Consider the following 24,875-nt stretch of genomic DNA (forward strand, 5'->3'; position numbering starts at 1 on the left):
GTGATACGGCGCAGGCCGGGTTTTACGTCACTTTTTTTGCAAAAGGGTTGAAAAAAGCGCGCCGCCCACGTGGAACGGCGTGCCCAGATGCTGGATTTACAAGCGATCAGTCGCGCAGCAGATCGTTGATCCCGGTTTTCGAGCGGGTCTTGGCATCCACGCGTTTCACGATCACCGCGCAATACAGGTTGACCCCGTTCTTCGACGGCATCGAGCCTGCGACAACCACCGAATAGGGCGGCACTTCGCCATACATCACTTCACCGGTTTCGCGGTCTACGATCTTGGTGGACTGGCCGATAAACACGCCCATGCCAAGCACCGATCCTTCGCGCACGATGCAGCCTTCCACGACTTCCGAGCGGGCGCCGATGAAGCAGTTGTCCTCGATGATGGTCGGGCCAGCCTGCATAGGTTCCAGCACCCCACCGATGCCGACGCCACCCGACAGGTGCACATTCTTGCCGATTTGCGCGCACGATCCGACGGTGGCCCATGTGTCAACCATGGTGCCTTCGTCCACATAGGCGCCAAGGTTCACGAAACTGGGCATCAGAACCACGCCGGGCGCGATGAAGGCCGATTTGCGAACGATGCAATTCGGGACCGCGCGGAAACCAGCGGCTTTCCACTGGTTGTCGCCCCAGCCTTTGAATTTGCTGTCAACCTTGTCCCACCAGCCCGCACCTTGTGGGCCACCCTCTTGCTGTTCCATGTCTTTCAGACGAAAGCCCAGCAGAACGGCTTTTTTCGCCCACTGGTTCACATGCCAATCACCATTGTCCTGACGTTCCGCCACGCGCAGCCCGCCCCCGTCCAAGGCGTTCAGCGTATCTTCGATCGCTTCGCGCGTTTCACCTTTGGTGGCGGGGGTGATGGTGTCACGCGCCTCCCAGGCGGCTTCGATGGCGGCTTCGAGTTGGGCGTTCGACATGGCAAAGGGCTCCGTGCATGGGGTTGGGCGAGTTTGGTTTCGATTGGGCTATAAGCGGGATCGGTGATTTGTGCAACGAATTGCGCCATCCCGATCCGGTTGCGCCTTGGTGCAATCGCGGCACTGGCCCTTCGCCGCCAAAGGCGCTAGCTCTTGGAAGAACGCATAAGAAACAGGATCAGTGCCCATGAATGACGACCGCAGCCATCCGTTCCGCGACAGCCATCAGGACCGTGAAGCGGCGCATCAAATACCCGATACGCCTCAAACCCGCGCGCAGGCGTATCGTCTGGCCTATGACGATCAGGAGTTTATGTGCCGCGATGAATTGCGGCCCGTGCGCTGGCAGTTGGAGCTGATGAAGCCCGAGCTTTTGATGCAGGAATACGGGGTGGAGAGCACAGTCGTCCTGTTTGGCGGCGCGCGTATCCCGGAACCTGCACAGAAGGACACGGCGCGGACCGAAACGCTGGCAGAGCTGTCACGGTTTTATGACGAGGCGCGCGAGTTTGCGCGGCTTATGACACTGCGATCCAAGGTGAATGGCCACCGCGAAAACGTGATTGTCACCGGCGGTGGTCCCGGTGTGATGGAGGCTGGGAACCGAGGCGCCGTGGACGCGGGCGGCGTGTCGGTCGGCCTGAACATCGTGCTGCCGCACGAGCAGGCGCCGAACGAATATGTGACGCCGGATCTGTGCTTCAACTTTCACTATTTCGCCATCCGCAAAATGCATTTCCTGATGCGCGCTGAGGTGATTGCCATCTTCCCCGGCGGCTTTGGCACGCTGGACGAGATGTTCGAAAGCCTGACCCTTATCCAGACCGGGCGCATGAAACGGGTGCCATTCCTGTTGTTCGGCCGCGACTTCTGGACCCGGATCGTGAATTGGGAGGCTTTGGCAGATGCCGGCACGATCAGCCCGGATGATCTTGAGCTGTTTAACTTCGTCGAAACCGCACAAGAGGCGATTGAGATCATTGACGGATGGGGCAAATCAAGCAAACGGACTGATATTCCGGGGCGGTAATTCGCTTATGTCTTGCGCGCCATTTTGGTTGCGCGCGCTTTTACTCGCGTCAACAATTTGGTCGACCATGGAAGAAAAATATAGCTGATAAGCACGACGTTGACCGAGACAAGCAGAACCGTGCGCGCCAAGTCGGGAATAGTTGCAGGCAAAAGCAAATCGGCGACATAGCCCAAGATGGCGCCGATGGCGACGATCCAGAAGATCAGGATCAAAACGATTTCGACCTTGCTGATGTGCACCTTCGGATTGAGGAGCGGGGCAAGTTCGTCGAACTGAATATTGTTCGCAGTCTCTTGCGGATGTGCATCCAGTTCCGCCAAGTGTCTTTTGCGCGCGTCGGAAGATTCCCACTTTTTGAGGTTCTTGCGTGAATCGAATGCAAAGACGTTCACCAGTTCGCAGCATTCGTCGTCGTGTGAAAGGCTGTTTTGATCTCCCAGATACCCCGGCTGATTGGCGGCTGTTTTCTGCAACTCTCGGAGCGATTGCATGATGTCTTGTTCGTATTCTTGCCGGAATCGACGAATGATGATGGAGACGATGGGACGTAGATTTTTTGGCAATTCAGCACCTTGCTTCAATTTTTTCGCGACACCGGCGATCACGCCGAGAGCCGAAGGGCAGCGGGCATCATGCGCTCGCTTACCCTTATCCTATTGCAGCCCCGATCTGCCGCTGTGACGTCTGCGCCTCGTCATTCTGCATCAGCTTTCGACTTCAAAGATCGGGTCGAAGCCGGCCCAGATCATGCGTTTGCCGTCGAACGGCATCTCAGCCATGTCTTTCCAGCGCGGGTCGTTTTCCATGCGCTTGGCAGCAGCTTCACAGGTTTCCTTGTCCGGCCATTCGATCCAAGAGAATACGACGGCCTCGCCAGCTTCAGCCTTCACCGCGCGCTTGAAGTCGGTCACTTTGCCGTCCGGTGTAGTCTCGCTCCATGTCTCAACGATGCGGGTCGCGCCGTATTCCTGAAAGATCGGTGCGGATTGGGCGGCAAGGTCGCGATAGGCGTCCTTGCTTTTGATCGGCACCGGGATCAGGAACCCTTGAACATAGCTCATCTTGAAACCTCCACTTTAGGGGAGGGTGCCACCTATCGGGCACCGCCCGAACCATCAGCATAGCGCGACAGGCAGGGACCGTCTATTGCCCCAAGCCCGCCTCGGCCTCGATCTGCCGTTTCGACTTGCGCGCGCGTTCCGTTTCAGACTTCAACTGACCGCAGGCGGCCATGATGTCTTCGCCGCGCGGAGTGCGGATGGGGCTGGCATAGCCGGCCTTGTAGATGATGTCTGCAAACGCCCGGATGCGGTTGTTCGAACTGCGGGTATAGGGCGAGCCGGGCCATTCGTTGAACGGGATCAGGTTGACCTTCGCCGGGATGCCCTTGAGGTGTTCAACCAGGCGGCGGGCGTCATCATCTGTGTCATTTACGCCGTTCAGCATCACATATTCAAACGTGATCCGTTCGGAGTTCGACAGTCGGGGATAGTCCCGTAGGACATTCAGCAACGTCTCGATATTCCAGCGCTTGTTGATCGGCACCAGCTTGTCGCGCACCTCGTCGGTGGTGGCGTGGAAACTGATCGCCAGAAGGCAGCCGATTTCTTCGGCGGTGCGGGCGATTTCCGGCACGACGCCTGACGTGGACAGCGTGATCCGACGGCGCGACAACTGAATGCCTTCCGGGTCCATGGCGATCAACATCGCGTCGCGCACATTCTCGAAATTATACAGTGGCTCGCCCATGCCCATCAGTACGATGTTGGACAGCAGTCGGGTTTCGTCCTTGGGCGCACCGGGTTCAGGCCATTCGCCCAGATCGTCGCGCGCGACCATGATCTGCCCGACAATCTCGGCCGATGTCAGGTTACGCACCAGTTTCTGGGTGCCTGTGTGGCAGAAGGAGCAGGTGAGGGTGCAGCCGACCTGCGAGCTGATGCACAGCGTGCCGCGACCTTCTTCGGGGATATAGACGACCTCGACCTCGTGACCGCCCGCGATGCGGACAAGGTATTTGCGGGTGCCATCTTCGGACACCTTCCGGGTCACGACCTCGGGAATTTCGATGACGAAATGCTCGGCCAGCAGCGCGCGGTAGGCCTTGGCAAGGTTCGTCATGACGTCAAAGTCACGCACGCCCCATTGGTAGATCCACTGCCACACCTGTCCGGTCCGCATTTTCGCCTGCTTTTCAGGTGTGCCCACAGAAATCAAAGCGTCACGCAATTGGTCACGCGTCAGACCCACGAGGTTGCGTTTGCCACCTTCGTCGGTCTTGCGGGGGATGGTCATAACATCCTGTGTGATCGGTGCTGTGGGGTCCATGGCGCGTTCCAGTTTGTGCAAGGCGGCAAGGTATAGTCCAGCAAACATAGCTTGTCACGCCATGGATTGCGCCATGGCGTATCAGAATGTCGTGAAGGGCCTGAAGCTTAACCGCCGCAGCGTTTGCCGGCTTCTTCGACCGCTGCCGTAAAGCCCAGAAGGCTGAACGTGTCCTTGGTCTTCGTCCCGCGCGCACTTTGGGCATTCGCAATCGCAGATGCCCCACGCTTCATCGCGGCAATGATCTTGGCATCATCCGCGGGGGATGCTGACCAAGCCCATTCGCCTTCGGTGAACAGTTGGAAATCGGTTCCGCCAACGTTCAACGTCACGGTCGACCCCGGAGCGAAAGGATAGCCACCGGTGAAGGAGACCTCTCCGTTGACCTTTGCGCCAGGTCGGTAGCTGACAAACAAAAGGATGTCGCCGCGTTTCACCGCAACGGCACGCCCGTTCTTTGTGTTCACCGTTTCCTTGGGACTGGAGACACTCCAACATTCCGTTGGGTTGTCCTCTACAAACACACTCCAATCGGTGTTTGCAGCGACCCGGTTCGAACTTTCCTGAGCGAAAACGCCCGTCGCGGAAAGCGACAGGCCCAGTGCGCAAATCGCGCCTGAAATCGTTCGTTTCATATCTAACACAGCCTCCAGCTGCCTCTGCCTCAAGCCCTTGCGCGTCCCAACCGTCTGACGCGGCCCTTGACTGTTGCGCTTGGGTCGTTTCCAAGTCTGTTCTTGGAGTTTAGCGCGAAATGCGCGCGTATTAAAAGCCCCTGCGGCGGAATTTCGCGCGTTTATTGGGAAAGGAGCCTTCAATGACCCAACCAGAGCAGCTTGTCGAGGTTTGGAGGGGTGATATCCTTGAAAGCCAGCACGCTGGTCACGCCGTTATTTGCAACGCGAAGGGCGAGATTGTTGAGGCATGGGGCGATCCCGATCAGGTGATCCTGCCGCGCTCCTCGGCCAAGATGGTGCAATCCCTTCCGCTGATTGAAAGCGGCGCCGCAGATGCCGCGGGTCTGACGACCGAGCAACTGGCGCTGTCTTGTGCCAGCCACCAAGGGGCGGCGATCCACACCGACCGCGTGACGCGCTGGTTGGCAGAAATGGGGCTGGGCAATGATGACCTGCTATGCGGTCCACAGATGCCTGACGATCGCGACGCCAAGGTTGGGTTGATCAAAACCGACACAAGCCCCTGCCGGATCCATAACAATTGTTCGGGTAAACATGCGGGATTCCTGACGTTGACCCGTTATTTGGGCGCCGGGGCGGACTATGTCGATCTGGACCACCCCGTGCAAACCGCCATCAAGGCCGCGTTTGAAGACATCACCGGTGAAGACAGTCCCGGATACGGGATCGACGGCTGCTCAGCGCCTAACTTCGCGTCCACGCTGGCGGGCATGGGCCGCGCCATGGGGGCGTTAGCAGGGGCGAAGGCTGGCGCGGGCACGCGTCAGGACGCTGCCGTCCGCCTGCGAGAAGCGATGATGTTGCATCCCGAACTGGTCGCTGGAGAAACCCGTGCCTGCACCGAGCTGATGCGCGCCGCAAAAGGCAAGGCGGTGCTGAAAACCGGGGCCGAGGCGTTCTTTGTGGCGATTCTGCCGGATCAAGAGCTTGGAGTTGCGCTGAAAATCACCGACGGGGCCACGCGCGCGTCTGAATGCGCGATTGCGGCGATCCTTGTGAAACTGGGTGTTCTGGATGCGCGCGACCCGATGGTGAAGAAGCGGATGAACCCGGATGTGAAGAACTTCGCCGGGTTGACGACCGGAGAAATCAGGCCCTCCGCCGCGTTGCTTCGCTAAAACCACTCGGACAGCAGCTTCAACGCCAGCGCGCTTGAGGCAATCACAAGCACCGGTTTGATCAGCTTGGCCCCGATCCGGCTGGCGAGTGTTGACCCCAAATAGGCCCCGGCCATCTGGGCCACGCCCATCGCCAGCCCAAGCGCCCAAAGTGGTGGGGCGACGAGCATGAAGCCCACCAAGCCGCCGACATTTGACGCGAAGTTCAACAGCTTGGTGTGAGCAGTGGCGCGCAAGATGCCATAGCCCGCAAGGCTGACAAAGCCGATCATGAAAAACGCGCCCGTACCCGGCCCCAGCAGCCCGTCATAGAACCCGATCAGCGGCACGAAGGTGACGGTGAAAAGAAACGGCGTGATCCGTTCGTGTTTGTCGATGTCGCCCAATCCGGGCTTCACCGCAAAGAACACGGCGACGGCGATCAGCAGGACAGGCAGGGCCAAGCGTATTACGTCGGTGGGCAAAGAGCTTGCCAAAAACGCCCCGATGACAGCGCCCGCAAACGACAAGGCAGCGGCTCGGATTTGGCGTCGCAGGTTCACGTGACCCGCACGAGCATAGGTGACAGCCGCCATGCCGGCGCCGAACAACCCCTGAACCTTGTTGGTGGCCAGTGCGGTGACAGGCGGCACCCCTGCCAACAACAGCGCGGGCAACGTGATCAACCCACCTCCGCCCGCAATGCTGTCCACAAATCCTGCTACGAAAGCGGCGCCCAGCAACAGCAACACAACTTCAGTTGTCAGGTCAAACACCGACAAACTCGGTCTTTGCGTAGCCTTGGATGTAAAGCAGTGCGGTTAGGTCGCCGTGGTTGATGCGGATATCACATTCGGCGGCGACCGAAGGTTTGGCGTGCAGCGCCACACCCGCCCCTGCCAGCCCCAACATACCAAGGTCGTTTGCGCCGTCACCGACCGCCATGACTTCGTCATGGGTCAACCCAAGTCTGGCAGAGATGTCGCGCAGCGCGGCAACTTTTGCCTCGCGTCCCAAGATGGGTAAACTGACCGTGCCCGATAGTTTGCCATCTGCAATCACAAGCGTGTTCGCCCGATTTTCATCGAAGCCAAGGGTTTGGGCAACATGGGCGGTAAAAGCGGTGAATCCGCCTGATACGAGTGCCGCATAGGCGCCATTCGCCTTCATCGTCGCCAACAATTCGCGCCCGCCGGGCATAAGCGTAATGCGGTTTGAAAGCACGTCTGCGATGACGGTTTCAGGCAATCCCGCCAACAGTCCGACGCGTTCCTTTAGCGCGCCGTCAAAATCAAGTTCGCCGTTCATCGCGCGCGCGGTGATGTCTTTCACACGGTCCCCGACGCCGGCTTCGTCCGCCAGTTCGTCGATGCATTCCTGCTGGATCATGGTCGAATCCATATCCGCCAGAAGCATCTTCTTGCGACGCCCCTTGGAGGGTTGAACCACCAGATCGACACCCAGCACTTGTAGCTCTGACCAGACCTCCCACTGATTTGAAGGCAGGCGCTGCAAGTCGAACTCAGCGGCCTCGTCTGCGGAAAGCCATATCGCATCGCCGCCGCCCCATGCGTTGCGCAGGTTGTCGACGAGGGCGGGATCCAAATTACGTGCCGCCGGAACGGAAAGGAGTGTCGCGGTATACATGGGATTGGGCCGTCCAGTCAGAGAAATAGCTCTTTTTGCTTTTCAATCAGTGCAAGCAATGGCGCGCGCTTGCGGTCCACTGATCGAAGCAAGTCGGGGTGTTCAGACCGGAAGCGAGCCACAAAGTCATTGCCCTTTTTGCCGGGAAGTTTCTTGTGTTGTTCTTCGACGCCTTCAGGCGGCACCGGCATGCCCAGCTTTTCGGCCAGAAGACGTGTGGCTCGGTCTGGGCCAAGGGCGTTCGTCATCTCATAGGAAAACCGGAAGCTGTCCAGCTTGGCCCGCGCGATCAAGGCCTCGGTCCGGCGCTCCATCCAGACAATCCGCGACATCGCCGCGCGGATTTGTCGGGCGTCGTAGTGAAACTGGTCATCGGCCTGCGCCAGGGCGTCCGAGCTGACATGCGGCGAATGGGCCACTTGTGTCTGGATCAGTCGTGAAACGGAAACAGCCTGCGACAAGATATCTTCGCGGATTAGCCATGCCGTTTTATGCGGTTGATAGAAGGACAGGAAACGAGCGCCCGTCGTAAACGCATAGACAATTTGTTTGTAGGTGATCTCCAACCCGAAATGACCGTTCTTCTGCTGCTGTCTTTGTATCAGCTCGACATATTCGCGCAGATTGCGAGCCGAATGACGTTTTGCGATCTGGTCGAGGAAATTGGGATTGAAGAACTCGCGGGGGCGGTTGGACAGTTCAGCATCGGCAATCAGCCCGCTTACCCGTGTGCTGCCGCTGCGGGGGGTAAAGAAAATCGCATACCGATTGGCCGGCGCGGGCTTCGACATGATCTTGTCGAACTTGCCTTGCTTGAATGACCCGTGGGCGAAAAAATCGCGCCGTCTTTTAATCAGGCTCATGATGAAGCGGGGATCAGCAAGCGGCATGTCGATTCCTTGGTTAGACGCGGGCACTCTGACCATGGGCGCGCACCTTGTTGCAAGGGCATTGTTGGGAAATTCAGCCCCGAAAGTTTCCGATCGGCGTCAAACATGCCGTTTGAACCTGACAAAGCGACGCATTTCGGCACTTTTCCGTCTTGCGCGCCTGTCTTGCGACCTCTAGTCCGGTGCGTGGGACACCCCTCCCCAACGAGGGGCACATATCTGCGAGGGTATCATGATTGATATTGCACAACCGGCGACGCGGCCGGCAAATCCGCGTTTTTCTTCTGGCCCCTGCGCCAAACCCCCCACATGGACCTTGGATGCTTTGTCGGACGCCGCGCTTGGCCGTTCGCACCGTGCCGCCATTGGCAAAGACAAGCTGAAAGCGGCGATCGAAGGCACGCGCGAGGTGCTGGGCATTCCGGCAGACTACAAAATCGGCATCGTTCCTGCGTCAGATACTGGCGCGGTCGAGATGGCGATGTGGTCGCTTCTGGGCGCGCGTGGGGTCGAAGTGCTGGCATGGGAAAGCTTTGGCGCCGGTTGGGTTGCGGATGTGACCAAGCAGCTAAAGCTGGACGCGGTGACCAGGACCGCCGATTACGGCGAGCTGCCTGATCTGGCGACGGTCGATTTCACCAATGACGTTGTTTTCACCTGGAACGGAACGACCTCGGGCGTGCGCGTGCCGAATGGTGACTGGATTCCGGCGGGGCGCGAAGGTCTGACGATTTGCGACGCGACCTCTGCCGCGTTTGCCATGGACCTGCCGTGGGACAAGCTGGATGTAACCACGTTCAGCTGGCAGAAAGTGCTGGGCGGCGAGGCTGCGCACGGTATCCTGATCCTGTCGCCGCGCGCGGTTGAGCGTCTGGAAAGCTACACCCCCGCATGGCCGCTGCCGAAAATATTCCGCCTGACCAAAGGTGGTAAGTTGATCGACGGTATCTTCTCCGGCGCGACGATCAATACGCCGTCGATGCTGGCGGTCGAGGACTATCTGTTCGCGCTGGACTGGGCGCGGTCGGTGGGCGGGCTTGAGGGCTTGATCCATCGTGCGGATGCCAACACCAAGGCCATCGCCGATTTTGTCGAGATGCGCGACTGGATCGACTTTCTGGCGCATGACCCGGCGACCCTGTCAAGCACGTCTGTCTGCCTGAAGTTCACCGATGATCGCATCAAGGACGGGGCTGCGTTTGCAAAGGCCGTCGCCAAGCGGCTGGAAGCCGAAGGTGTGGCGCTGGATGTCGGCGCATACCGTGACGCGCCCGCTGGTCTGCGCATCTGGTGCGGTGGCACGGTCGAGGCGTCGGATGTCGAAGCCCTGATGCCGTGGCTTGACTGGGCGTTCAACACCGAGATCGCCGCGCAATAAGTTTTAGCCCTGCGCGAACAGCGCGGGGCTTCCCCCACTCATCTTTGTGAAAAGGACCAGACACATGGCCCCCAAAGTACTCGTATCTGACAAACTGTCCGAAACCGCCGTCCAGATTTTCCGTGATCGCGGGATCGAGGTCGACTTCGAACCCGCGCTGGGCAAGGACAAGGACGCTTTGCTTGCCAAGATCGGCGATTATGACGGTCTCGCGATCCGCTCGGCGACCAAAGTGACGGATAAACTCCTTGACGCCGCGCCGAACCTGAAAGTGGTTGGCCGCGCTGGGATCGGCACCGACAACGTGGATAAAACGGCTGCGTCGAAAAAGGGTGTGATCGTCATGAACACACCGTTCGGCAACATGATCACCACCGCAGAACATGCGATTGCGATGATGTTCGCCGTGGCGCGCCAGATCCCTGAAGCCTCAGCATCGACCCATGCAGGCAAATGGGAGAAATCCAAGTTTATGGGGGTCGAGCTGACGGGCAAGACCCTTGGCGTTATCGGTGCGGGCAACATCGGCGGCATCGTTTGTGATCGGGCGCTGGGCCTGAAAATGAAGGTCATCGCCTATGACCCCTTCCTGAGCGAAGAAAAAGCCAACAGCATGGGCGTCGAAAAGGTCGAACTGGATGACCTGCTTAAACGCGCGGACTTCATCACGCTGCACGTCCCGCTGATTGAACAGACCCGCAACATCCTGAGCCGCGAAAATCTTGAGAAAACCAAGAAAGGCGTGCGGATCATCAACTGCGCCCGTGGTGGTCTGGTCGACGAAGAAGCCTTGGCTGATCTGCTGAAATCCGGACACGTGGCAGGCGCGGCGTTTGACGTGTTTGCGGTTGAGCCCGCAACCGAAAACCCGCTGTTCAACCTGCCCAACGTGGTCTGCACCCCGCATCTGGGGGCCGCAACGACTGAAGCGCAGGAGAACGTTGCGCTTCAAGTGGCCGAGCAGATGTCGGACTACCTTCTGACGGGTGCCGTTCAAAACGCGCTGAACATGCCGTCGGTCACTGCCGAAGAAGCCAAGGTCATGGGGCCGTGGATCAAACTGGCCGAACATCTGGGCGCTTTTGTAGGTCAGCTGACCGAAGGGCCGATCAAGGCGGTAAACATCCTTTATGATGGTGTCGCGTCGGAAATGAACCTGAAGGCGCTGGACTGTGCCGTGCTGGCGGGTTTGATGAAGCCCGTCTTGCCGGATGTGAACATGGTGTCCGCACCTGTTGTGGCAGCGGATCGCGGCATCAAATGTTCAACGACGACCCAAGCCAAGGGCGGGTCGTTTGATGGCTATATCAAGCTGACCGTGGTGACCGAAAACCGCGAACGCTCGATTGCGGGCACGGTGTTCTCGGACGGCAAGCCGCGGTTCATCCAGATCAAGGGCATCAATATCGACGCCGAGATCGGCAGCCACATGCTTTACACCACCAACAACGATGAGCCTGGCATCATCGGCGCGTTGGGAGCGACAATGGGCAAGCATGGCGTGAACATCGCAAACTTCACCTTGGGCCGCAAAGACACCGGAGGCGACGCCATTGCATTGCTTTATGTCGACAATCCGACGCCCGAGCCGGTTTTGAAAGCCCTGTGCGACACGGGTCTGTTCAATTCGGTCAAACCGCTGGCGTTTGATATCTGATTTCGTGTGAAACCAATCTGAAAGCCCCGGTCTGGCACCGGGGCTTTTCATTTGTGCCCGCCCCGCTAAGTTGACTGCATGAAGGAGGCACCCATGCGCATATACGCAATTGGCGACATTCACGGACATCTGGACAAGCTTAAGGCTGCCCACGCCCTGATTGCCGAAGACAGCGCGCGGTGTGGGGATATCGATGCGCCTGTGGTGCATATCGGTGATCTTGTCGATCGCGGTCCGGACAGTCGCGGCGTGATCGACTATCTGATCGAAGGCCGGGCCGCTGGCAAGAAATGGGTGGTCCTGAAGGGCAACCATGACCGTATGGCCGCCATGTTCTTGCGCGACCACCCCTTGGTCGACACGCAGCTTTTGATTGATCACAACTGGCTGCACCCACGCATTGGCGGGGTCGAGACTCTGGCCAGCTATGGTGTTGGTGTGCCTGAGGGCATTCGCACCTACCAGCTTCACCCGAAAGCACGCGCCGCCGTACCAGAGCGCCACCGGGCGTTTTTGGAAGAACTGCCTGTGCTGCACCGCGTCGGCGATCTGTGCTTCGTCCACGCAGGCATCAGGCCCGGTGTCGCGCTTGAGGCGCAGGAAGAGGACGATCTGTGCTGGATCCGTTCGGAATTTCTTGAAAGCACCGACGATCACGGCCCACTGATCGTGCACGGGCACACGCCGGTCGATCACGTGACACATTATGGCAACCGATTGAACATCGACACCGGGGCGGGGCATGGCAAAGCCCTTTCCGCGGTCGTGATCGAAGGTCGGGAGGCGTGGCTATTGACCCCAGAAGGGCGCGTTCCCGTGCTGCAGGCGCGTTGATCAGGGGGTGATTGGGGCGTCTTGCACAGGTGCTGCCGCTGACAGATCACTGCGGATGCGGATCATGTCGCCAAGCGTTGTCGTGCCGGGCGCGATCCGTGGGGCTAGCTGCAGCATCTGACGTGGCGCGCGCGTCGCCGCTGCCAAGGCTCGCTCAAGGCTTACGCCGACCTGATTGACCATGACGTGAAGGGCGCGCGTTAGGTCCAAATCTGCCCCCGCCAAGGTGCCGTCCTCCAAGGTCAACCGGCCGTCGAGCCGCGAAATGCGCCGACCTTCAAGGTCGAACTGGGTCTCATCCGTCCCGGCAACCGCCATGGCGTCACTGACCAGAAAGATCTCTCCGGGGCCGGTCTTCGCATCCCAAGCCGCGCGCATCGTGGCGGGATGCACGTGTATCCCATCGGCGATCAGACCCGAGGACAGCGCCCCCGAGGCAAGCACCGCCCCCACGACGCCGGGTTCGCGATTGCCAAGCGGGCTCATTGCGTTGAACAGATGTGTGGCGCAGCGTGCGCCGGCCCGCGCATAGGACAGGCAGGTCGCATAGTCGGTGTCGGTGTGGCCAAGCGACACGATTACGCCGGCGGCAGCCAAGGCGGAAACCTGTTCTTGCGTCACGTTTTCTGGGGCGATCGTGACCATGAGCGCGGGCAATTGTGCCGCCGCCTCTAAAAGCGCGGCAAGATCCTGTGCCTCCATCGGGCGGATAAGGGCCGCATCATGCGCACCCTTCCGGGCAATCGACAAATGCGGGCCTTCAAGATGCAAACCGGCAACGCCCGGAACGCCTTGCCCTACGGCATCTATTGCCGCGCCGATCGCCGCGCGGGTCTTGTCGGGCGTGTCGGTGATCAGCGTTGGAAGAATAGCGGTGGCGGCAAGGCGACGGTGGGCCTGCGCGATACGCGCGATCGTGTGGACGCTGGGGTCCGCGTTGAACATGATCCCATCCCCGCCATTGACTTGCAGATCGACATAGCCGGGGCTCAGGATATCTCCGCCCAAGTCGACATGGTTCCCCGATGGCGGCCAACGATCTTCCCGCTCGACGGCGATCAGCTTGGCATCCTCGAACCGGGCGACATGCTTTTCAAGCAGGTTCGCACCGTCGAAAATCAGACCGCCGCCAAAGGTGAGGCTGGATTGGGTCATACTGTTTCGGTCACTTTCTTAAGGTGGCGCGGGGCATCGGGGTTGATATTGCGAGCCACAGCCACCGTTTCAACCATGCCATAGAAAGACACGATCGCCGCGACAGGATCGGTGATCCAGTGGTCGGTGCGCACATGGGGCAGGTGGTCAGCTTTCTTGACCCGCTGCGTGGTCGCAAAGACCCGTGCGCCTTTGTCTGCAAGGGCATCCGCGACTTCGGCGATGCTGTCTTCGGCTGCATCACCCGCTGCAAATGCGATGACAGGAAACCCCTGCCCGATGATGGACACGGGTCCGTGCAGCACTTCGGCCGACGAATAGCTTTCGGCGTGGATCTGGCAGGTTTCCTTGAACTTCAAAGCCGCTTCATTCGAGATTGCCCAAGACGGCCCACGCCCCAGCGTAAAAAGGGATTGCCCGCTGATGGAGTCTGCAGCTGCGGACCAATCGCAACGTGTCGCGGCCGCAAGATGCTGAGGTAGCGCTCGGATCGCTGCCAGAAGCTCTTCATCCTGCTTCAGCTCGGCGATCAACCACAACCCAGCGACCAGAGAGGTGACGAAGGTTTTTGTCGCCGCCACGCTGAGTTCGGGGCCCGCATGAATTGGCAAGGTCGCGGAAGTGGCTTGGGCAAGCGGCGATGTGGCGTCATTGGTGATTGCAACGGTATAAGCCCCGGTTGCGGCGAAAGCCTCGGTCAACCGCACGATGTCGGGGCTTTTGCCCGATTGCGAAACCGACAGGCAAAGCGCGCCTTCGGCGGCAACCGAAACGCCATAGATTGACTTGATCGACGGCCCGACGGATGCCATGGGCAGCCCCAGCAACAGCTCGCTTGCGTATTTCAGATAGGTGCAGGCGTGATCGGACGATCCGCGTGCGACGGATAGCAGGAACCGGGGGTCGAGCGCTCGAATATCGGCCGCCGCGTCGGATATCGCGGTGGCCCCTTCAGTCAAAAGCCGGTCAACCGCGACTGGTATTTCGTCGATTTCGCGGCGCATCTGGGTCAGAGTTTTGGACATGGTTTTGGCAGCCTTTTCAGTTCGACAAACGCAGTTCTGCCACGAAATCGTAGGCATCACCGCGATAGATGGACCGGGTCAGTTCCGCGACCCGTCCGCTTTCCAGATAAGAGGTGCGCTGGATGCTCAACCCCGCCGTCCCCTCTGCCACGCCCAGAAGCTCGGCCTCTGCCGCTTCAAGGTTGATGGCCGAAATTTTCTGTATGGCGCGGATGGGTCGGTTCCCCGTGCGCTCCAGAATATCATAAAGCGAGGTGGTAACCTCGATCGGATTGGGCAGGATATCCAGCGGCAAGGCCGCGCATTCCAGCGCCATTGGGCGCCCGCCGGCCTCGCGCAAGCGATAGATACGCGCGACAGATTCGCCCGCAGCCAACCCAAGGGCCAACACCTCTTCCGGGGAGGGGATGAAGACCCCGCGCTCCAGCCATTTTGATGTGGTGTCCAGCCCGCGCCGCCTCATGTCTTCGGTGAAGGATGTCAGATGCGACAGTGATTGCTCAACCCGCGTGACCTGTTCGCGCACGAATGATCCAGATCCCTGACGTTGTTCGATGGAGCCCTTCTTGACCAACTCGTGAATGGCCTTGCGCACCGTCACCCGCGACAAATCGGTGATCTCTGCGATCTCTCGTTCTGGCGGAAGTGAGCTGTTGGGGGCAAGAATGCCGGTCTCAATTCCTTCTTCGAGGCGCCGGCGCAGCTGCACATAGCGCGGACCTGCCGATGGGCTGAGCCATTCTTTGGGGCGCAGAAAGTCAGAGACGTTCATGGCTGACATCCCTGCAAAAATCCTGGGCCAGCGCCACGGCGCCATCAAGGGGTTCACCCAGCGGCGCGGCGAGGTCGTGCTGCATCGCGTTGGGCAAATAGGGGGCGAAATGCGGGCCAATGCCGCCGGTCAGGCAGATCGTGGTACCGGGCACCCAGCCCAGCGCCTTCAAGATGTCCGAAATCGCATCTGATGCGTCCTGCAAAATGCCCTTCGCAAGCTGGTCGCCCTGTTCGGCGCACCGGGTCACGTCGCGCGCAATAGCGCCGAAATCGACAGCCGTGGCTGCCGCGGCCCAAGCCACGATCCCCGCGGCTCCGCCGTGGCGCTGCAAAAGAAGGTTGGACAGATCCGCCTCGGCCCGCAGTCCGTCGACAACGTCAAGGGTCCGGCTCAGCGCGCGCCGCCCTACCCATTGTGCCGAAGACGGATCGCCCAGAACAGACCCCCACCCGCCGACCAGGCGTGTCGCGCCATTCATGCGCGCGGCAACAAATGACCCGGTGCCGCAATGCGCGATCATCCCGTCAGACGCGCCCAACGCTCCGCGCAAAGCCGCCGTGCGGTCGTCTTCGATGCGAACATGGGTAAATGGCATCGCAGACGCCAGCCGATCGGTGATCTTCTGGTCGATTGCGCCCGCCAAGCCAAAATAGGCCGGAATGCTTGCAATGGTGGCCCAATCCAAACCAGCGCGCATTACCAACGCTTCGATCCCTCGCGTGATTTCGCTGCACGCGGCGTCAAAGTTGGTCGAAACATTTGCCGACCCTGTCTCAATCACGATGCGTTCATTGGCGTGCGAAAAGGCAAAGCGACAACGCGTTCCGCCACCATCGACGGCTATGACCGGGTGATTTTTCGAGTCTCTCATATAAATACCTATAAGATACCTTTGAGGTAAATAAAAGACCGAAACATAACCAAAGCAGCTTGGATGGGGGTATTTCACTCCAATACCGCCCAGTTACGGCGAAAAAAGTAAATGGTAGACAAATGGTATCTAAAAGGTATGATCGACTCGAACCAAGGGGGGAATCACGTGACGGCCAACGCCACAGAGCAATTGCACGGTGAAGCCATTGGCCTTGATGCGCGCCCGGCAATACATGCCGCGGCCCTTCTGGCTGAGGGTCAGATCGCCGCTGCGATGGCTGTGCGCGCCGCCACCTCCCAGATCAGCGATGCCGCAGACGCGATCGCTGACACCTTGCGGCGCGGTGGCGTTTTGCGCTATGTCGCCGCGGGATCATCTGGGCTGATGGCCGCTGCTGATGCGCTGGAGCTGGGCGGCACATTCAGCATTCCATCCCGGCAGGTGCAAATCCTGATGGCAGGCGGCATACCCACCACATCCGAAATGCCCGGTGACACAGAAGACGATACGGCTTCTCTTGCCGACGCTCTGTCCGGGCTCAGTGACAACGACACTGTCATAGCTGTGTCCGCCAGCGGGACCACACCCTATACGTTGGAAGCTGTCCGTATCGCCCGCAAGGCAAGCGCTACGGTGATCGGCATTGCCAATAACGCCGGGTCGGCACTTTTGACCAGCAGCGACCATCCCATTCTTCTTGCAACCCCACCCGAGGTCATTTCTGGATCAACCAGAATGGGGGCGGGCACGGCGCAGAAAATTGCCCTGAACATGTTGTCTACGCTTGCGGCCGTTCGGCTGGGTCATATCCATGATGGTATGATGGTCAATCTGCGGGCCGACAACGCCAAGCTGCACCAACGCGCCAACGGTATCGTATGCCGCATTGCGGGTGTAGGGCCCAAGGCCGCCGCGACTGCGCTTGCGGCAGCAAAGGGGAACGTAAAATGTGCGGTCCTTGTGGCCGCCGGCGCGTCGTCCGTCGAAGCTGCCCGTCTATTGTTACGTGAGACGGGTGATCACCTTCGCCCCGCATTGGAGCGATTGAACGCAATACAATCTTGAATTGGTAATTCTGGGAGGAACCAAATGAAACGCAACCTGATGACACTGGCACTGGCCAGTTCAGCCCTTGTCGCGACCAGCGCCTATGCTGAAGATGTTACGCTGACCATTGAAAGCTGGCGCAACGATGACCTGACACTTTGGCAGGACAAGATCATCCCCGCTTTTGAAGCCGAACACCCTGGGATCAAGGTGAATTTCACTCCGTCGGCCCCTGCCGAATATAATGCCGTGCTGAACTCGAAGCTGGACGCAGGATCGGCGGGTGATCTGATCACCTGTCGCCCGTTCGACGCGTCACTTGCGCTTTTCGAAGCCGGGCACTTGGCTGACCTGAGCGGTATGGAGGCGATGGGCAATTTCTCGGACGTGGCGAAATCCGCGTGGCAGACGGACGATGGTTCAGCCAGCTTCTGTGTGCCGATGGCTTCCGTCATCCACGGCTTCATCTACAACAAGGATGCCTTTGCCGAGCTGGGGATCGAAGCGCCAACCACCGAGGATGAATTCTTCGCTGCCCTTGAGACAATCAAGCAAGACGGCACCTATATCCCGATGGCCATGGGCACCAATGATCAGTGGGAAGCCGCCACAATGGGCTATAACAACATCGGTCCAAACTATTGGAAAGGTGAGGAAGGTCGGCAGGCGCTGATCAAAGGTGAGCAAAAGCTGACCGACCCGCAATGGGTTGCACCTTATGCGACATTGGCCAAGTGGGCGCCTTATCTGGGCGACGGTTACGAGGCACAGACCTATCCCGACAGCCAAAACCTGTTCACGCTGGGGCGTGCCGCGGTTTATCCGGCCGGGTCATGGGAAATCTCGGGCTTCAACGCGTTGGTTGATTTCGAAATGGGCGCCTTCAAGCCACCTGTGCAAAACGCGGGCGACACCTGCTATATCTCGGATCACACCGATATCGGCATTGGCATGAACACGAAATCTGCCAACCCAGACGCTGCAAAGACCTTCTTGGCATGGGTTGCATCGCCTGAATTCGCCTCGATCTTCGGCAACGCGCTGCCCGGGTTCTTCCCGCTGTCAGAGACGCCGGTTGAAATGGAAGACCCGCTTGCGAAAGAATTCGTAAGCTGGCGCGGCGAGTGCGAAAGCACCATCCGGTCGACCTATCAGATTCTGTCGCGCGGCACGCCAAACCTCGAGAACGATACATGGGGTGCATCGGTGGCTGCGATCAAGGGTGCTGAAACACCCGAGGCGCTTGGCCAGAAGCTGCAAGACGGTCTCGCCAGCTGGTACGCACCGCAACAATAAGCCTTGCATTGTAGCAAATTGCCCGAACGCGCGACACCCGTGCGTTCGGGCCACCGACCGGAGTTTCCCATGCAAAAACCTCGCATCCGCTGGCATATCGCCGTGTTCCTTGCCCCCGCGGTGCTGGTTTACACGGCGGTCATGATCTTCCCCCTGTTCAACACCTTGCGGCTGGCCCTGTTCAGCAAAGTCGATCAGGAACGTGTCTTCGTCGGGCTCACGAACTTTCGCACCCTGTTTGGCGATCCCATCTGGTCCGAACAATTCTGGAACGCGCTGGGCAACAATTTCTGGTTCTTTATCGTGCATATGCTGGTGCAAAACCCGATTGGGGTGGCGCTTGCCGCAATCCTGTCTCACCCGCGCTTGCGCTTTGCAGCGCTCTATCGGTCGGCCATCTTCATCCCGACAATCCTTAGCTTCGTGATCGTCGGATTTGCCTGGAAACTGATCCTGTCGCCGATCTGGGGCATTGCACCTTCCATGTTGGATGCGGTTGGCCTTAAGGCCCTGTTCGCGCCGTGGCTGGGCAAAGAGGAATACGCACTGACGACGCTGGCGCTGATTTCGGTCTGGCAGTTCGTCGGGATCCCGATGATGCTGATCTATGCGGCCCTTCTGTCGATCCCCGAAGAAATACTGGAAGCCGGAGAGATTGACGGCATCACCGGGCCGTCCGCCTTCTGGAAAATCAAACTGCCTCTGATCCTGCCATCCATCGGGATTATCTCGATCCTGACATTTGTGGGCAACTTCAACGCCTTCGACCTGATCTATGCCGCACAAGGCGCGCTGGCGGGGCCGGATTTCTCGACCGATATCCTTGGCACGTTCATGTATCGCACCTTCTTTGGCTTCCAGCTTCAACTGGGAGATCCGCATATGGGGTCCGCGATCGCCAGCGCCATGTTTGCGATAATCCTGATTGGCGTTTGTCTTTACCTTTTCGGCATCCAAAGCCGGATGCGCCGATATCAGCTGTAAGGAGCATGTGACGATGAACAAGGCCCGCACAAATCCGCTCAATACCGCTGCAATGCACGGCGCGCTGATCCTTTACACGCTGATTGCGCTGTTCCCGGTCTTCGTGATCCTGATCAACAGCTTCAAGACACGAAAAGCGATTTTCCGCGAACCACTGGCGTTACCGGACGCCGACAGCTTTTCGCTGATTGGGTATCAGACCGTGATGAAGCAGGGGGATTTCTTCCTCTACTTTCAAAACTCGCTGATCGTCACGGTCGCGACGCTGTTTTTTGTGCTTCTGTTTGGCGCCATGGCGGCCTTCGCACTTAGCGAATACCGCTTTAAAGGCAATACGCTGATGGGGCTCTATCTGGCGCTTGGCATCATGATCCCGATCCGTATTGGCACCGTCGCGATTCTAGAGATGATGGTGGCCACAGGGTTGGTGAATTCGCTGTGGGCTTTGATCCTTGTCTATACGGCGCAGGGGCTACCACTGGCGGTGTTCATCCTGTCCGAGTTCATGCGACAGGTCAGTGACGACCTGAAGAACGCCGGGCGGATTGATGGGCTGACCGAATACACAATCTTCTTCAAGCTTGTGCTGCCGCTTGTGCGCCCTGCCATGGCGACGGTCGCGGTGTTCAACATGATCCCGATCTGGAACGACCTGTGGTTTCCACTGATCCTTGCTCCGGCCGAGGAAACCAAAACGCTTACCCTGGGCAGTCAGGTCTTTATCGGCCAATTCGTCACCGACTGGAACGCGGTGCTGTCGGCGCTTTCCATGGCGATCCTGCCGGTTTTGGTGCTCTACGTCATTTTCTCGCGTCAGCTAATTCGGGGCATCACCTCGGGAGCCGTCAAATGATCCGCGTTTTGATTGCAGGGCTTGGCAATATGGGGATGGCCCATGCGCTGGCCCACCACCACCACGCAGACGCGACAGTGGTCGGCTTGGTCAACCGGTCTGGCAAGGTCGATCACCCGGAGCTGGCAGGCTACCCGATCTTCACGGATTACGACACGGCACTGGCGCAAACCAAGCCCGACCTCGTCGTGATCGCTACCTATTCCGACAGTCACGCGGAATATGCCTGTGCGGCGATGGAGGCGGGCGCACATGCGTTCGTCGAAAAGCCCCTGGCCACCACGGTCGAGGACGCACACCGCGTCGTGGACACCGCCATTCGCACCAACCGAAAGCTGGTTGTCGGCTATATCCTGCGTCATCATCCATCTTGGGTGCGCCTGATCGACGAAGCCCGCGCCTTGGGTGGGCCGTATGTGTTCCGAATGAACCTGAACCAGCAAAGCAGCGGCGCCGAGTGGGACACTCACAAAGCCCTGATGCAAACCACCAGCCCCATCGTGGATTGCGGTGTGCACTATGTGGATGTCTGGTGCCAAATCACCGACGCCAAACCTGTCCGCGTGCACGGGATGGGCCTGCGCCTGTCGGACGAAATTGCGCCCGACATGTATAACTATGGTCAGTTTCAGGTCGTCTTTGATGACGGCTCGGTCGGCTGGTATGAAGCTGGCTGGGGACCGATGATGTCGGAAACCGCGTTCTTCGTCAAAGATGTGGTGTCACCTGCCGGTGCTGTTTCCATCACCGAGACTGACAAAAGCGGGTCATCCGACGTGGATGGACACACCAAGGTGGGTGGGCTTTTGGTCCACCGCCCTGATGGCGACGAAGTGATCGACCTGCCGGACGAACCCGGCCATCAGGCACTGTGCGACGCCGAACAGGATTTCATGCTGCGCGCGATCACCCAGAACCTCGACCTGACCCGGCACATGCAAGACGCGGTGCAATCGCTTTCAATCTGCCTTGCCGCGGATGAAAGCATCCGCACCGGACAACCCGTTAGCCTGAAGGAGGTAACGCCATGACGGCGCTGACCCTGACCAACGTGAACAAGTCTTTCGGGCCGGTTCATGTGCTCAAAGACATCAATATCGAAGTCGAAGACGGAGAGTTCGTCGTCTTCGTCGGCCCGTCCGGCTGTGGGAAATCCACGTTGTTGCGCGTGATCGCTGGGCTTGAAGATGCCAGCTCGGGCGAGATCCGCATTGCCGATGAGGTGGTCAACCAGACCCCGCCATCGAAACGCGGCATTGCCATGGTGTTTCAAAGCTATGCGCTTTATCCCCACCTGAACGTGCGCAAGAACATGTCGCTGGCGCTGAAACAGGAACGCCAAAGCGCCGAGGTTATCGAACAGCGCGTTAGCGAAGCCAGCCGGATGCTTGACCTTGACGCTTATCTGGATCGCTTTCCCTCCGAGCTTTCAGGTGGCCAACGCCAACGTGTTGCCATTGGCCGCGCTATCGTGCGTCAGCCAAAGCTGTTTTTGTTTGACGAACCCTTGTCGAACCTTGATGCCGCCTTGCGCATGAACACCCGTATCGAGATCGCGAACCTGCACGACCAGCTTGGCGCCTCGATGATTTATGTGACCCATGATCAGACCGAGGCGATGACGCTGGCCGACAAGATCGTGGTCTTGCGGGATGGGCGGGTCGAACAGGTCGGCAGCCCGATGGAGCTTTACAACAACCCCGTGAACCAGTTTGTAGCCGGGTTCCTGGGATCCCCCGCGATGAACTTTCTACCGGCAGAGTTGATGACCCCCGGAGACACGCGGATCTTGGGTGTGCGCCCAGAAGACCTCTCGATCGCCGGGGAAGGACAGATCAAAGCTCAGGTCATGCATGTCGAACACTTGGGCGGTGACACCAACGTTATCGCGACGCTTGGTGAGCACCAGATCACCGCGCGCTTGTTCGGCCAGCATGAGGTTCAGGCAGGACAGGCGATTTCGTTGGGGTATTCTCCAGACCGGACCTATTTCTTCGACGGTGACGGACAGCGCCTGGCCTAGGCCACGGCCTGACATGTCCGACGCGTAGAAATAAAAAGCCCCGGCGTTTCCACCGGGGCTTTCCAATTTCAAACGATCCGCGACTTATGCGTCTTCGTCTTTTTTCTTCTGCTCAGGCGCGATTTCTTCGCCGGTTTCCTGATCGACGACCTTCATCGACAGGCGCACCTTGCCGCGATCGTCGAAGCCAAGCAGTTTGACTTTCACTTCCTGGCCTTCCTTCAGAACGTCCGAGGGGTGGTTCAGGCGGCGGTTTTCGATCTGGCTGACATGCACAAGGCCGTCGCGCTTGCCGAAGAAGTTCACGAAGGCGCCGAAATCGACGATCTTCACGACTTTACCGGTATAGATCGCGCCTTCTTCCGGCTCTGCCACGATCGCGTGGATCATGTCATAGGCCTTCTGGATGGCGTCGCCATTGGGCGATGCGATCTTGATTACGCCGTCATCGTTGATGTCGACCTTCGCGCCCGACACTTCCACGATCTCGCGGATGACCTTACCGCCCGACCCGATCACTTCACGGATCTTGTCGGTGGGCACGTTCATCGTCTCGATGCGCGGGGCGTGGGCCGAAAACTCGGCGCGGCCAGCGGACAGGGCTTTGTTCATCTCTTCCAAGATATGCAGACGGCCTTGTTTGGCTTGCGCCAGGGCTTTCTCCATGATCTCGGGCGTGATGCCTGCAACCTTGATGTCCATCTGCAGCGACGTGATGCCGTCTTCGGTACCAGCCACTTTGAAGTCCATGTCGCCCAGGTGATCTTCGTCACCCAGAATGTCGGTCAACACAGCGTAAGAGCCGTCATCTTCCAGTATCAGACCCATGGCCACACCAGCAACCGGCGCTTTCAGCGGCACGGCCGCGTCCATCATGGACAGCGAACCACCACAGACCGACGCCATCGAGGACGAGCCGTTCGACTCGGTGATCTCGGACACGACGCGGATGGTGTAGGGGAAGTCGGTGGCCGACGGCAGAACCGCCTGCAACGCACGCCAAGCCAGCTTGCCGTGACCGATTTCGCGACGACCGGTGAAGCCGAAGCGACCCACTTCGCCGACCGAATAGGGCGGGAAGTTGTAGTGCAGCATGAAGTTCGACTTGTAGGTGCCGGTCAGCGCGTCGATCATCTGTTCGTCGTCGCCGGTGCCCAGAGTGGTCACGACCAGACCCTGTGTTTCACCGCGGGTGAACAGGGCCGAACCGTGTGTCCGGGGCAGGATACCTGCTTCCGATACGATCGGGCGCACGGTGTCCAGTGCGCGACCGTCGATACGCTTGCCAGTCTTGACGACATCGCCACGCACAACCGAGCTTTCCAGCTTCTTCAGCGCGGAACCAAGGTTTTCATCAGCGAGCTGCTCTTCCGTCAGAGCGGCTTTGATGGCGTCCTTGGCAGCAGACAGCGCCGCAACGCGTTCCTGCTTGTCGGTGTTGCCATAAGCTGCGCGGATCTTGTCCTCGCCAGCCGCTTTCACAGCGGCGTAAAGGTCCGAATAGTCAGCAGGCTGATAGTCGAAAGGCTCTTTCGCAGCGTCTTCGGCCAGATCAATGATCAGGTCGATGACCGGCTGAATTTGTTGGTGCGCAAAGTTCACGGCACCCAGCATTTCGGCTTCGGTCAGCTCGTAAGCTTCCGATTCAACCATCATCACGGCGTCTTTGGTACCAGCAACAACAAGGTCCAGACGTTGGTCGGGATTGTTGCGCAGCTGGTGCATGTCGTCGCAAGTCGGGTTCAGGATGTATTCGCCATCCTCATAACCAACGCGCGCGGCAGCAATCGGACCCATGAAGGGCGCACCCGAAATGGTCAGCGCCGCCGAGGCCGCGATCATCGCCACGATGTCGGGATCGTTGACAAGGTCGTGGCTCAGCACGGTGCAGATCACCAGAACTTCGTTCTTGAAGCCGGGGACGAACAGCGGGCGGATTGGACGGTCGATCAGACGCGATGTCAGCGTCTCTTTTTCCGTCGGGCGCGCTTCGCGTTTGAAGAAGCCACCGGGGATTTTGCCGGCTGCATAGTATTTTTCATTATAGTGAACCGTCAGCGGGAAGAAGTCCTGACCGGGCTTCTGTTCCTTCGCAAAGGTTACGTTGGCCATGACCGAAGTTTCGCCCAAAGTGGCGATAACCGAGCCGTCAGCCTGACGGGCAACTTTGCCCGTTTCCAGAGTGAGGGTTTCTTCGCCCCACTCAATCGATTTTGTCGTTACGTCAAACATTATGTTTTCCTAGTTGGAAGCACTCCCGGCCCTCCGGGTCTTCCGTTGTCATGGCGGCCCCATTGCCGCCGACCCCTCTACCTTGTCATGCGCCGGGGTCGAAGCGTCACGTCTC

At 59.1% G+C, this 24,875-nt stretch carries 24 protein-coding genes; 11 read left to right on the forward strand and 13 right to left on the reverse strand.

Annotated features, from left to right (window positions below; translation table 11 throughout):
* Window positions 1–106: 106 nt before the first annotated feature.
* A complete protein-coding gene (dapD, locus tag Q0864_RS07290; protein ID WP_298567347.1) occupies window positions 107–934 on the reverse strand; it encodes a 2,3,4,5-tetrahydropyridine-2,6-dicarboxylate N-succinyltransferase in 828 nt (275 codons plus the stop codon).
* A 187-nt stretch (window positions 935–1,121) separates the two neighbouring features.
* On the opposite strand from dapD, the gene Q0864_RS07295 reads away from it, so the two are divergent.
* Window positions 1,122–1,964 carry an LOG family protein gene (locus Q0864_RS07295; RefSeq protein WP_298567351.1) on the forward strand — a complete coding sequence of 281 codons (843 nt, stop codon included), beginning with the start codon at window positions 1,122–1,124 and terminating at the stop codon, window positions 1,962–1,964.
* A gap of 5 nt (window positions 1,965–1,969) precedes the next feature.
* On the opposite strand, the gene Q0864_RS07300 is transcribed toward Q0864_RS07295, so the two are convergent.
* From Q0864_RS07300 to Q0864_RS07315, 4 genes are all read right to left on the reverse strand, one after another.
* A complete protein-coding gene (locus tag Q0864_RS07300; RefSeq protein WP_298567354.1) occupies window positions 1,970–2,572 on the reverse strand; it encodes a hypothetical protein in 603 nt (200 codons plus the stop codon).
* Window positions 2,573–2,671: 99 nt separating this feature from the next.
* The gene (locus Q0864_RS07305) at window positions 2,672–3,028 is read right to left on the reverse strand and encodes a DUF1428 domain-containing protein (RefSeq protein WP_298567356.1); all 357 of its coding nucleotides are present in this window, start codon (window positions 3,026–3,028) and stop codon (window positions 2,672–2,674) included.
* An 82-nt stretch (window positions 3,029–3,110) separates the two neighbouring features.
* Complete coding sequence (rlmN, locus tag Q0864_RS07310; RefSeq protein ID WP_298567582.1) at window positions 3,111–4,295, reverse strand: 23S rRNA (adenine(2503)-C(2))-methyltransferase RlmN; 1,185 nt, start codon at window positions 4,293–4,295, stop codon at window positions 3,111–3,113.
* Window positions 4,296–4,402: 107 nt separating this feature from the next.
* On the reverse strand, window positions 4,403–4,930 hold the full coding sequence (locus tag Q0864_RS07315; protein WP_298567358.1) for an invasion associated locus B family protein: 528 nt from the start codon (window positions 4,928–4,930) through the stop codon (window positions 4,403–4,405).
* Window positions 4,931–5,112: 182 nt separating this feature from the next.
* Here Q0864_RS07315 and Q0864_RS07320 point away from each other — a divergent pair, with 182 nt between their 5' ends.
* Window positions 5,113–6,111, forward strand: a complete 999-nt coding sequence (locus Q0864_RS07320) for an asparaginase (RefSeq protein WP_298567361.1) — start codon at window positions 5,113–5,115, stop codon at window positions 6,109–6,111.
* On the opposite strand, the gene Q0864_RS07325 is transcribed toward Q0864_RS07320, so the two are convergent.
* Genes Q0864_RS07325 through Q0864_RS07335 form a run of 3 tightly spaced genes read right to left on the reverse strand, consistent with a single transcriptional unit; the run spans window position 6,108 to window position 8,627 of the window.
* Window positions 6,108–6,866 carry a TSUP family transporter gene (locus tag Q0864_RS07325; RefSeq protein WP_298567364.1) on the reverse strand — a complete coding sequence of 253 codons (759 nt, stop codon included), beginning with the start codon at window positions 6,864–6,866 and terminating at the stop codon, window positions 6,108–6,110. The two genes, Q0864_RS07320 and Q0864_RS07325, sit on opposite strands and share 4 nt — an antisense overlap.
* Window positions 6,859–7,737, reverse strand: a complete 879-nt coding sequence (gene serB / locus Q0864_RS07330; RefSeq protein WP_298567367.1) for a phosphoserine phosphatase SerB — start codon at window positions 7,735–7,737, stop codon at window positions 6,859–6,861. The genes Q0864_RS07325 and serB overlap by 8 nt, the downstream gene beginning before the upstream one ends.
* Window positions 7,738–7,754: 17 nt before the next feature.
* A complete protein-coding gene (locus Q0864_RS07335; protein WP_298567370.1) occupies window positions 7,755–8,627 on the reverse strand; it encodes a Stf0 family sulfotransferase in 873 nt (290 codons plus the stop codon).
* 235 nt (window positions 8,628–8,862) lie between these two features.
* On the opposite strand from Q0864_RS07335, the gene Q0864_RS07340 reads away from it, so the two are divergent.
* The 3 genes from Q0864_RS07340 (at window position 8,863) to Q0864_RS07350 (ending at window position 12,496) form a co-directional block, all read left to right on the forward strand.
* Entirely contained in the window at window positions 8,863–10,005 is a 1,143-nt protein-coding gene (locus Q0864_RS07340; protein ID WP_298567585.1) for a phosphoserine transaminase, read from the forward strand.
* Between the two features lie 64 nt (window positions 10,006–10,069).
* Complete coding sequence (gene serA / locus Q0864_RS07345) at window positions 10,070–11,662, forward strand: phosphoglycerate dehydrogenase (RefSeq protein ID WP_298567373.1); 1,593 nt, start codon at window positions 10,070–10,072, stop codon at window positions 11,660–11,662.
* A 93-nt stretch (window positions 11,663–11,755) separates the two neighbouring features.
* On the forward strand, window positions 11,756–12,496 hold the full coding sequence (locus Q0864_RS07350; protein WP_298567376.1) for a metallophosphoesterase: 741 nt from the start codon (window positions 11,756–11,758) through the stop codon (window positions 12,494–12,496).
* Here the strand turns inward: Q0864_RS07350 and nagA are convergent, their stop codons facing one another.
* From nagA to Q0864_RS07370, 4 genes are read right to left on the reverse strand one after another with little or no spacing between them, the layout of a single operon-like run.
* Window positions 12,497–13,651 carry an N-acetylglucosamine-6-phosphate deacetylase gene (nagA, locus tag Q0864_RS07355; RefSeq protein ID WP_298567379.1) on the reverse strand — a complete coding sequence of 385 codons (1,155 nt, stop codon included), beginning with the start codon at window positions 13,649–13,651 and terminating at the stop codon, window positions 12,497–12,499. It lies immediately after the preceding gene.
* Window positions 13,648–14,676, reverse strand: coding sequence for an SIS domain-containing protein (locus Q0864_RS07360; protein WP_298567383.1), 1,029 nt, complete (start codon window positions 14,674–14,676; stop codon window positions 13,648–13,650). The genes nagA and Q0864_RS07360 overlap by 4 nt, the downstream gene beginning before the upstream one ends.
* A 16-nt stretch (window positions 14,677–14,692) precedes the next feature.
* On the reverse strand, window positions 14,693–15,448 hold the full coding sequence (locus Q0864_RS07365; RefSeq protein ID WP_298567386.1) for a GntR family transcriptional regulator: 756 nt from the start codon (window positions 15,446–15,448) through the stop codon (window positions 14,693–14,695).
* The gene (locus Q0864_RS07370; RefSeq protein WP_298567389.1) at window positions 15,435–16,322 is read right to left on the reverse strand and encodes a BadF/BadG/BcrA/BcrD ATPase family protein; all 888 of its coding nucleotides are present in this window, start codon (window positions 16,320–16,322) and stop codon (window positions 15,435–15,437) included. Before Q0864_RS07370 ends, Q0864_RS07365 begins: the two co-directional genes overlap by 14 nt.
* 168 nt (window positions 16,323–16,490) lie before the next feature.
* Between Q0864_RS07370 and Q0864_RS07375 the strand changes: the two genes are divergently transcribed.
* The 6 genes from Q0864_RS07375 (at window position 16,491) to Q0864_RS07400 (ending at window position 22,528) form a co-directional block, all read left to right on the forward strand.
* Window positions 16,491–17,390: an N-acetylmuramic acid 6-phosphate etherase gene (locus Q0864_RS07375; protein ID WP_298567391.1), complete on the forward strand. Its 900-nt coding sequence runs from the start codon at window positions 16,491–16,493 to the stop codon at window positions 17,388–17,390.
* 24 nt (window positions 17,391–17,414) lie between these two features.
* Window positions 17,415–18,668: an ABC transporter substrate-binding protein gene (locus tag Q0864_RS07380; protein WP_298567394.1), complete on the forward strand. Its 1,254-nt coding sequence runs from the start codon at window positions 17,415–17,417 to the stop codon at window positions 18,666–18,668.
* Between the two features lie 69 nt (window positions 18,669–18,737).
* Entirely contained in the window at window positions 18,738–19,652 is a 915-nt protein-coding gene (locus Q0864_RS07385; RefSeq protein ID WP_298567397.1) for a sugar ABC transporter permease, read from the forward strand.
* A gap of 13 nt (window positions 19,653–19,665) precedes the next feature.
* On the forward strand, window positions 19,666–20,505 hold the full coding sequence (locus Q0864_RS07390; protein WP_298567400.1) for a carbohydrate ABC transporter permease: 840 nt from the start codon (window positions 19,666–19,668) through the stop codon (window positions 20,503–20,505).
* Complete coding sequence (locus tag Q0864_RS07395) at window positions 20,502–21,536, forward strand: Gfo/Idh/MocA family oxidoreductase (RefSeq protein ID WP_298567403.1); 1,035 nt, start codon at window positions 20,502–20,504, stop codon at window positions 21,534–21,536. Before Q0864_RS07390 ends, Q0864_RS07395 begins: the two co-directional genes overlap by 4 nt.
* A complete protein-coding gene (locus Q0864_RS07400; RefSeq protein WP_298567406.1) occupies window positions 21,533–22,528 on the forward strand; it encodes an ABC transporter ATP-binding protein in 996 nt (331 codons plus the stop codon). Before Q0864_RS07395 ends, Q0864_RS07400 begins: the two co-directional genes overlap by 4 nt.
* An 84-nt stretch (window positions 22,529–22,612) precedes the next feature.
* Here the strand turns inward: Q0864_RS07400 and pnp are convergent, their stop codons facing one another.
* A complete protein-coding gene (gene pnp / locus Q0864_RS07405) occupies window positions 22,613–24,760 on the reverse strand; it encodes a polyribonucleotide nucleotidyltransferase (RefSeq protein ID WP_298567411.1) in 2,148 nt (715 codons plus the stop codon).
* Window positions 24,761–24,875: the final 115 nt, after the last annotated feature.

The organism is uncultured Aliiroseovarius sp. (assembly GCF_947497285.1).
Lineage (GTDB): Bacteria > Pseudomonadota > Alphaproteobacteria > Rhodobacterales > Rhodobacteraceae > Aliiroseovarius.